This is a genomic window from Streptomyces sp. NPDC059477, from assembly GCF_042749375.1.
GTDB lineage: Bacteria > Actinomycetota > Actinomycetes > Streptomycetales > Streptomycetaceae > Streptomyces.
This window is the reverse complement of the sequence record NZ_JBHYUG010000123.1, coordinates 13,402-21,868: the sequence shown is the minus strand read 5'-3', so window position 1 is coordinate 21,868 and position 8,467 is coordinate 13,402. Positions and strand designations below refer to the sequence as shown.

The window sequence follows — 8,467 nt, the reverse complement described above, 5'->3', positions numbered from 1 at the left end:
GCGCTCACGCTGCCCGCCCTGCTCGTACCGCCCGATCAACGGCAGTTGTCAGAGGAAGTTGTTGGGCCAGATCATGGTGCGCCACATGTGGGCAACCGGCGATCCGTCGAAGCCCAGGCCCTCACGGGGCTGCTTGAAGTGACGGCCCACTATGTCCTCGAACTCCTCGAACTCGACCTTGACGTTGCGGTCGAAGGAGTAGATGTCGTTGATGGTCACCAGCCGCGCGGTCATGTACCAGCGGTGCTTGCGCGCCTCCTCGGCGTCCCGGCGGGTGTGCTCGGGCGGCTGGTAGTCGGCGCCGAAGTAGGTGACATACGCGTCCGGGTAGGTGTAGCCGACCGATTCGTCCGCGTAGTAGCGCAGCGCCTCGTGCTTCTGGATGGCCCACGCCACCTCCTCGTCGACATAGGGCGCCACCAACTGGGACCCCCAGTAGCCGTGGTTGGCGGAGAGCAGTCCGCACACGGCGATGTCATGCAGCAGACAGGCCAGGACCACCTTCTCGTCCAGCCCGTTCTCCCTGGCCACCCGGGCGCTCTGGAGAAGGTGCTGGGAACCCATATCGCTGAGGGCGATCCGGTGCCGGAAGAAGTCGGCGAGTGTGGGGCGGTCGGGCATCTTGGGCAGTGCCGGGTTGTCACCCATCATGAAGACCGAGTCGGGGTGGCGCACCTCGTCGACGAGGGCCTCGCGGTGCACGTGGACGGGGGTGCCGAGGGTGGCCGCGGCCGGGGGCACGATGAGCCGCCGACGCCGGTCCACGGCGTCGTCCAGCGGCTCGCGCACCCAGTTGGTCAAGCCGGCCTCGCGCAGAGACGCGGGCAGTTCATGGGGCTGGACCTGAGCGCTCGGCGGCGGTGGTACTGCTGACATGAATGATTCCTTTCGAACGTGCCCCCGTCCGGTGCCCGCCGAGTCGTCAGTGGGCTGCGGCGGTGGTACGCAGGCTGTGCATCAGTTCGGTGATCGGATCGATCTCCAACGGGCGGCTACGGGTCTGGGTGTCGATGGCAGTGACCACCGGTGCGGTCGCGTCGGCGGCGGGCCACCGGGTCCCGTCCGGGCTGCTCGGGACACCGGTGCGGGCGAACTCCGTCCAGGAGTGCACCATTGTGTCCGACACCCGCTCGTCCTGCTCGTCGTACTGCTCCCCGGCCCTGATGTGCCCGAAGACATAGGGGATGTCGGCGCAGTGGAAGGCGAGCATGTCCGACGCGCGACCACCCGGCGAGACACGGTCGAAGCGGTACGCGTACGAGGTGCGGCCCAGTTCTGTGAAGCGGCGGTACGAGGCCAGGGCGGGCTCGGTCCAGATGGCGTCGGTGTAGACCCGCGCCAGTGCTTCGTAGGGGGTGCCGGTGAGGTGGGCGAGGATGGCGCCGGACTGCTCCCCGCCGAGGATCGCGACCATGTTCTCCAGCGTTTCCCGGGTGTAGAACGCGGCCGGGTCGACCGCGCCGGGCGGGCCGACGCGAGGGCCGGTCGGCGGGATGAAGAAGCGCCCCTCGTCGGCGGTGTGGCCGAACAGGACGGGGATGCCCGGGTCCCAGCAGGACAGGTCGTCCCCCACGACCCGGCCGTCCGCGGTCGGGGCCCAGACCAGGTTCGCGGGTGTGTGCACCTGGCCGCGCGGCGGCAGGACGCTCGCGGACATCAGCGATGCCCGGCGCACCTCCTGCACCGGCGTCTTGCGCAGCTGCGCGAGGTCGTCACTGCCCAACTGCTCGCAGAACCGGGCGCTCGCCGCGAGCAGCCGCTCCCGGCGGCTCGGTCCCCGGCGGGCGGCGATGTCCCCGGCGCCGGCGCTCTGGAGGATGGCCCGGTGGAACAGGCCGCGCGCACTGGGCTTGGCCAGCAGCGTACGGACGGCGTCCGCGCCCGCGGACTGGCCGAAGACGGTGACGTTCGCCGGGTCGCCGCCGAACCGGGCGATGTTGCGGGACACCCACTCCAGCGCGGCGACCCAGTCCTGGACGGCGGCGTTGCCGTCCGCGTCCGGGTGCTCAAGGAAACCGAACGCGCCGAGCCGGTAGTTGAACGACACATACGTGACACCGCGCTGCGCGAGGGACGACCCGTGGTAGTCCCTCATCGAACCGGACCAGTTCAGGAAGCCACCGCCGTGGATCCAGACCATGACCGGCTGACCGGCGGCCGGGTCCACACTGGTGGTCCAGATGTTGAGATGGAGACAGTCCTCGCTCTGCTCCGACCCGAGGTCCAGTCCCGACTCCACGGTCTGGATCGCGGCGGGACCGAACTCGGTCGCGTCGCGCGCGCCCTGCCAGGGGGCGGGCGGCTGCGGCGCCGCCCATCGCAGATCACCGACGGGCGGGGCCGCGTACGGCACGCCCCGGTAACGCAGGACTCCCCGCCTCTCATTGCCTTCGAGGATGCCCTGCTCCACACGGACTCGGCTCATGATGATTCTCCGGAAGCTCGTATCCCACCGAGAGTGCGCGATCTTGTGCGGTTCCGACATGACGCGCGTCGCACCCTGGTCGCTGCGGTAGCGGCTCGCTGGCCCCAGACCTCTGAAGACTAGGTCGCCTGGAGCGAGATCGTCAATAGGTCACTCACCTACTAGGTGACTTGTGCGCTTCGCGCAGTCGCAGACGTGCCAGCACCAGCGTGGCCAGCACCAGTACCGGGGCGACGGCCGTCTGTATCCCCATGGCCACCGCCGACAGCCCCACCAGTGTCAGCTCGACCAGATCGCCGGGTCTTGCCGCGCAGACGGCCCAGACCACCAGCAACGCCACCTGCACGACCAGGCTCAGGGTGAGCGCGGCATTCACCCGCCCGCCGCGGCCACAGCCAGGTGCCCGGGCCGGATCAGGGGTCATCGTCGACATCCGTGTACGGGATGATGCTGAGGACGGCCCCGAAGATCTCCTCCTGGGCGATGGTCGACGCGTTGTCGACGTCGGCGAAGACGGTGGGTTCCACGGACCAGCCCCGGTCCAGCCCACGCGGCCGGCCGCCGCCCGTGGTGAGCCGGGCGCCCTCGTCTCGTCCCTTGGCTATGTAGGACTCGACCCGGTCACGGTGGTGGGCGGTGGCCATGGGGCCGATCTGCGTGGTCTCGTCGAGGGCGTCACCGATCTCCAGCGAACCGGCGAAGGCGGTGAAGAGGTCCACGACCTCCGCGTAGCGGCTGCGGGGGGCGAGGACCCGGGTGCCGAGGAAGCAGGTCTGGCCGTTGTTGACGAGGGTCGCCATGAAGAGCTTCTCCGCGAGCGCCGCCAGGTCCAGTTGGGCGTCGTCGAGAATGATCGTCGCCGACTTGCCGCCCGGTTCCAGGGTGACCGGGCGCAGCAGGCGTCCGTAGGTCTCGGCGATGCTGCGGCCCACGGCCGTGGACCCGGTGAAGGCGACCTTGTCGACGTCGGGGTGTGAGACGAGGTGCGCGCCCGTCTCACGTCCGCCGGGGACGATGTCGACGGTGCCGGGCGGAAGGTCCGCCTCGATGACCGCCTCGGCGAGCAGATAGCTGTCGAGGACGGTCTCGGGGACGGCTTGAGGGCGATGGTGCAGCCCGCGGCGAGCGCGGGCGCGTACTTGAACGAAGTCAGTGTGGCGGGGAAGTTCCATGGGGCGATGCCCGCGACGACACCGATCGGGGTGCGGCGGACCAGTGTGCGTCCGCCGAAGAGGGCGGCGCGTGTCTCCTCGGTGCCGCCGGAGAGGATCAGGCCCGCGTAGTAGCGCAGCAGGGCGGGCGGGCTGAGCGGGAGGCCCAACGGATCGGCCGCGTCCTGCACACCACGCCCACCGCCGCCTGCCTTGTCGCCCAAGGCGAGCACGAGGGTGGTACGGGCGGACGCGGTCGACGCGGAGGCGAGCTGGAAGGCTGCCAGCGGCCGTTGGTCGGCCAGTCCGGCGCCGGCGCGCAGTATGTCCTCGATCTCCCGCACGGCCCTGTCGAGCAGTGGCCCCAGGAGCGGATGGTCGTCGGTGGCCAGACAGGTGACGTCGACGACGCCTTCCAACCGCCGGTTGACGGGACTGAGGACCGGCCGCCCGTAGCAGGTGTACTTCTTCAGCGCCTCCAAGTAGTGCTCCTCACCCCGCACGGTCACCCCGCGGCGCAGTTCGTGGCTGGTGGCGATGGAGTTGGTGCCGGTGGTCTCCTCCAGCCATCGCCCGCCGAGAACGGCCCCGTCCCGCTCCGGGCGGGCGCGCAGCCCGCTGCGGCCCACCCGTACATCGGTGAGCTGGGCGTGGCGGTCGGCGAGGAGGAGGGAGTATCCGGTGTCGGCCAGTTCTTCGGCCAGCCGGTCGAGTACCGGCGCCGCCGCCGTCGTCAGCCGGCCCCGCCGGTCAACGTCGGCGACGGGCAGGTTCGCCACCCGGAGGACGGCCGCAGATCGCTCATCGAGGACCGTTTCCAGGAGAGCGGATAGGGCCCTGGCGGTCAGGGCGGGTCGGGTGGCGCGATCGGGACGGTCTCAATGCCCGCGGGCGATCCAGGCGTCCAGGTAGGGCGCCTCGGCGCCGATGGTGGTGGTCTCGCCGTGACCGGTCCGTACGACCGTGCCTGGCGGGAGGGACAGCACTCGGTCCCGGATCGAGTCGACAAGGGTCGGGAAGTGGGAGTACGACCGGCCCGTGGCGCCGGGGCCCCCGGCGAAGAGCGTGTCACCGGTGAAGACGGACTCCAGGTCCGGCGCGTACAGGCAGACTCCGCCCGGTGTGTGGCCGGGTGTGTGCAGGACGGTCAGGACACCGGCCACCCGGACGACCTGTCCGTCGGTCAGGTCCGCGTCGGGTTCCCGTTCGGGGTGGGTGTGCTTCCAGAGCGGGCGATCCGCCGCGTGCAGGTGTACGGGGGCGCCCGTCCGGGCGGCGAGGGCGGGCGCGGCGTCGATGTGGTCGTTGTGGGCGTGGGTGCACACGATCGCGGTCAGCCGGCGGTCCCCGACGGCCTCCGCGATGGCGTCGGCATCGTGTGCGGCGTCGATGACGACGACATCGTGGTCGTCGCCGACGAGCCAGACATTGTTGTCGACGTCCCAGGTGCCGCCGTCGAGGGCGAACTGTCCGGAGGTGACGAGCCGTTCCACGCGGGCGGTCATCACAGCATCACCACCGAGCGCAGCACATCGCCCTCGTGCATGCGCGCGAACGCCTTCTCCACCTCGTCCAGTCCGATGGTCTCGGTGACGAACGCGTCCAGTTCCAGGCGTCCTTGCAGATGCAGATCGATCAACAGGGGGAAGTCACGGGAGGGCAGGCAGTCGCCGTACCACGACGACTTGAGCGATCCGCCGCGTCCGAAGACGTCCAGCAGGGGCAGTTCCAGCTGCATCTGGGGGTCGGTACGCCGACCAGGACGACCGTTCCGGCCAGGTCCCGGGCCTAGAACGCCTGCCGGTCGGTCTCGGGGCGGCCGACCACGACGAGCCGGAAGGCGGTCGCCACATGCAGGTCCGCCCGCCGGGCGATCTCGGACACGGTCAGGGCCGGGTCATCGGGGCTGAACGCCTCGATGATCCGCACGGTCCGGGAGAGCACCGATTCACTGTGGGGTGTCTGCATGGACCGCTCACCTCCGGTGCGAACCGGTCGCCGGCCCTCCCGCGACCCGCCACCGGCGGTGGTGACGGGTGTCGCGGTGACCGGCGGTCCGGCTCAGTCGAGCAGCTTCTTCTGATCCGCCGACAGCTGGGAGACGAGCCGGGCGAAATCGGTGTCGGTGAGCCGGAACCGCTTCGACTGTGACGCCGTGTCGATCAGCTCGCGCATACGGTCGGAGTACGTCTCCAGGCACATGACCGCCCGTTCCGCGTCGCGGGCCTCCAGGGCCGCCACGAGGGCCATCCGGTCGTCCTGGAGGGCACCGGCCGCCTTCTTCCACGCGGTGGGCCTCTTGGTGCCCAGTTCCAGCGCGAGACGCACCTGAATGTCGATCAGGAACCCGCACAGCACGGTCAGCAGCGGGTTGTGACCGACCGCGGCCAGCCGGCGAAGGAAGACGCTCAGGTTCTCCGCGGACTTCTCCGGGCTGGGCACGAGCATGTTCTCCGCGCTCTCGCGGAGCTGGGCGAGGTCCTCGTCCGAGGCGCGGGTGACGCCGAGCGCCGTCGCGTGGGTCAGCAGAGCACCGAGGACACCGAGGACATCGGCCACCCCCAGCTTGTCCAGCTGGATGACGGAGGCCAGGGAGAACGCCGTCAGGCTGTCGCTCCGGGCCGTCACGAAGGCGCCACGCCCCTGCTTGGAGGACACCAGGCCCATGGCCGTGAGCGCCCGGATCGATTCGCGGACCGTCTGCCCGCTCACGCCGTACTCGGCGGCCAGGTCCCGCTCCGCGGGCAGTCTCGTGCCGAGGGGAAGAGCGCCGCTCAGGATCCGGTCACGCAGGTCCTCATAGATCAGGTCCGAGACCCTCTCGCGGGCGAACTTCCTGGCCCCGGCATCCACACTCATATCCGCAACCTAATCCTCTAGAGACCTAGAGTCAAGGTAAGTCGGCGGGCCGCGCGGACGATGCGCCCCATCCTGCCACCACCAGCCGCGAAGTCCGGGCACGCGACCCGGCGAGGAGCTTCCCGGACACCAGGACGGGCAGGGCCGGTCACTTCTCTTGACCTCTAGTTTATAGGTGACCTAGTGTTCTAGGAATTGAAAGGTGTGGCGTGCACGTAAGCCGTCCCGCCACCGGAGGCGCAAGGCACCGGACTCCCGGTGAGAGACGAGGAACCATGGCAACGGTCGGTGAGGCGTTCTGCGAAGTCCTGCTCAAGCACCGGGTGGGCGCGGTCTTCGGCAATCCCGGCTCCAACGAGCTGCCTTTCCTCCGTTATCTCCCCGACGACCTGCCGTACTACCTGGCTCTTCAGGAAGGCGCGGCGATCGCCATGGCCGACGGCTACGCCCAGGCGTCCGGCACGGTCGGTTTCGTCAATCTCCACGCGGCCTCCGGCACGGGCAACGCCATGGGCTGTCTCACCAACACCGCGAGCAGTCACACACCTTTGCTGATCACCGCCGGGCAGCAGTCCCGTCGCTACCACCCGGTCAACGCGCTGCTGACCAACGTCGACGCGACGAAGCTGTGCGAGCCGCTGGTGAAGTGGTCCGGGGAGCCGCTGCGGCCGGAGGACGCGCCGCTGCTGGCGTCGAAGGCGCTGCTGCTCGCCCAGAGCGCGCCGGCGGGCCCGGTCTATCTGTCCGTTCCGCTGGACGACTGGGACCGGCCCGCCGACGCCGCCACACAGCGGCAGCTCCTGGACCGCTCGGTCCACGGGCGGCCCGTCGCCCCTGACTCGGCGCTGGAGCCGCTGGTCCAGGCCCTCGCCGAGGCGTCCGACCCCGTCCTCGTACTGGGCCCCGGCGTGGACACACCGCTCGGCTACCCCGCCGCGATCGCGTTCGCCCAGCGCTCACGGCTACCGGTGTGGAACGCCCCGAGCGCGCCCCGGGCGCCCTTCCCGACCACGCACCCCTACTACCGGGGCCAACTGCCCTCCGCCGCGGGTGACCTGGCCAGGGCACTGGACGGCCACGACCTGATCCTCGTGTTCGGCGCGCCCCTCTTCCGCTACCACGCCCCCAGCCAGGACGACTACCTCCCCGCCGGGGTGGCGGTGCACGGGGTCACCGACGATCCCGACGAGGCGGCGCGCGCCCCCTTCGGACACGTCGTGATCGGCGACCCGGCCGCCGCCCTCGCACAGCTCGTCGCGACCGTCCCGGTCAGCACCCGGACACGGCCCGAGGCGCAGGCACTGCCCGTGGCCGACACCTCGGGTCCCGCGTTCACCGCCGAGGCGATCACCGACGCGATCGACCGCGGCAAGACCGACGACGCCGTGATCAGCTTCGAATGGACCTCCGGGACAGGCGGTATCGACCGGCTCATGACGACCCATCCGCAGTCCCGCTTCTTCCCCGCGGCCGGTGGACTGGGGTGGGGCATGCCCGCCGCCATCGGCCTGCGGCTCGCCCGGCCCGATCGTCCGGTGCTGGCGCTGATCGGCGACGGCGCCATGCAGTACACGACCTCGGCACTGTGGACCGCGGCCCGCTACCGGGTACCGGTGACCTTCATCGTCGCCAACAACCGGCGCTACGGAGCACTGAGCGGCTTCTCACGGCTGCTCGGCGTCCCGGACGGCTCGTATCTCGACGTCCCCGACGTGGATATCGTCAAGATCGCCGAGGGGTACGGCGTGGCGGCCCAGCGCGTCGAGTCGCTGGACGAGCTGACCCAGTTGGTGAAGGTGGGGATGAGTGCGACGGAGCCCCGGCTGATCGAGGTTCCGCAGCGCGAGGCGTGACCGAGGGGCAAGGCACGGCGGACGGGTGGACCTGACGCACAGCCGGCGCACGGCCGACGGCGGTGCGCCGGACCGGCCGAATCACCGCCGGGGGGGGGGGGGAGCGCCCCCCCCGACACCCCCCCCGCCCGACCCGGGGGGACAACCAGGGGGAACAACACACAAACACACACCGCCAC

The 8,467-nt window shown here is 70.4% G+C and carries 7 protein-coding genes and 3 pseudogenes; 2 read left to right on the top strand and 8 right to left on the bottom strand.

Annotation, left to right across the window (positions count from 1 at the left end):
* Positions 1-48: 48 nt before the first annotated feature.
* The 4 genes and pseudogenes from ACFXAZ_RS36080 to ACFXAZ_RS36065 form a co-directional block, all read right to left on the bottom strand.
* Positions 49-876, bottom strand: a complete 828-nt coding sequence (locus ACFXAZ_RS36080) for a hypothetical protein (RefSeq protein WP_384600148.1) — start codon at positions 874-876, stop codon at positions 49-51.
* A 46-nt stretch (positions 877-922) separates the two neighbouring features.
* On the bottom strand, positions 923-2,425 hold the full coding sequence (locus ACFXAZ_RS36075; protein WP_384600144.1) for a carboxylesterase/lipase family protein: 1,503 nt from the start codon (positions 2,423-2,425) through the stop codon (positions 923-925).
* 154 nt (positions 2,426-2,579) lie between these two features.
* The gene (locus ACFXAZ_RS36070; RefSeq protein ID WP_384600141.1) at positions 2,580-2,849 is read right to left on the bottom strand and encodes a hypothetical protein; all 270 of its coding nucleotides are present in this window, start codon (positions 2,847-2,849) and stop codon (positions 2,580-2,582) included.
* Positions 2,839-3,767 (bottom strand): annotated as a pseudogene (locus tag ACFXAZ_RS36065) (aldehyde dehydrogenase family protein). The gene ACFXAZ_RS36070 and the pseudogene ACFXAZ_RS36065 overlap by 11 nt, the downstream one beginning before the upstream one ends.
* Before the next feature lie 102 nt (positions 3,768-3,869).
* Between ACFXAZ_RS36065 and ACFXAZ_RS36060 the strand changes: the two are divergent.
* Complete coding sequence (locus ACFXAZ_RS36060) at positions 3,870-4,409, top strand: hypothetical protein (protein WP_384600151.1); 540 nt, start codon at positions 3,870-3,872, stop codon at positions 4,407-4,409.
* 45 nt (positions 4,410-4,454) lie between these two features.
* On the opposite strand, the gene ACFXAZ_RS36055 is transcribed toward ACFXAZ_RS36060, so the two are convergent.
* The 4 genes and pseudogenes from ACFXAZ_RS36055 to ACFXAZ_RS36040 form a co-directional block, all read right to left on the bottom strand.
* Positions 4,455-5,081, bottom strand: coding sequence for an MBL fold metallo-hydrolase (locus ACFXAZ_RS36055; RefSeq protein ID WP_384600138.1), 627 nt, complete (start codon positions 5,079-5,081; stop codon positions 4,455-4,457).
* Positions 5,081-5,400 (bottom strand): annotated as a pseudogene (locus ACFXAZ_RS36050) (S-(hydroxymethyl)mycothiol dehydrogenase); the annotation flags it as partial. The pseudogene ACFXAZ_RS36050 and the gene ACFXAZ_RS36055, both read right to left, overlap by 1 nt.
* A 15-nt stretch (positions 5,401-5,415) precedes the next feature.
* Positions 5,416-5,544, bottom strand: a pseudogene (locus tag ACFXAZ_RS36045) (helix-turn-helix domain-containing protein); the annotation flags it as partial.
* A 93-nt stretch (positions 5,545-5,637) separates the two neighbouring features.
* Positions 5,638-6,435, bottom strand: a complete 798-nt coding sequence (locus ACFXAZ_RS36040; RefSeq protein ID WP_384600135.1) for a FadR/GntR family transcriptional regulator — start codon at positions 6,433-6,435, stop codon at positions 5,638-5,640.
* 275 nt (positions 6,436-6,710) lie between these two features.
* On the opposite strand from ACFXAZ_RS36040, the gene mdlC reads away from it, so the two are divergent.
* Positions 6,711-8,288, top strand: a complete 1,578-nt coding sequence (mdlC, locus tag ACFXAZ_RS36035; RefSeq protein ID WP_384600132.1) for a benzoylformate decarboxylase — start codon at positions 6,711-6,713, stop codon at positions 8,286-8,288.
* The last annotated feature ends 179 nt before the right edge of the window (positions 8,289-8,467 follow it).

Bases quoted from the DNA above. Each gene is read 5' to 3' on its own strand.
- ACFXAZ_RS36055 (WP_384600138.1), bottom strand. From the start codon at position 5,081: ATGACCGCCCGCGTGGAACGGCTCGTCACCTCCGGACAGTTCGCCCTC.
- ACFXAZ_RS36070 (WP_384600141.1), bottom strand. From the start codon at position 2,849: ATGACCCCTGATCCGGCCCGGGCACCTGGCTGTGGCCGCGGCGGGCGG.
- mdlC (WP_384600132.1), top strand. From the start codon at position 6,711: ATGGCAACGGTCGGTGAGGCGTTCTGCGAAGTCCTGCTCAAGCACCGG.
- ACFXAZ_RS36040 (WP_384600135.1), bottom strand. From the start codon at position 6,435: ATGAGTGTGGATGCCGGGGCCAGGAAGTTCGCCCGCGAGAGGGTCTCG.
- ACFXAZ_RS36075 (WP_384600144.1), bottom strand. From the start codon at position 2,425: ATGAGCCGAGTCCGTGTGGAGCAGGGCATCCTCGAAGGCAATGAGAGG.
- ACFXAZ_RS36080 (WP_384600148.1), bottom strand. From the start codon at position 876: ATGTCAGCAGTACCACCGCCGCCGAGCGCTCAGGTCCAGCCCCATGAA.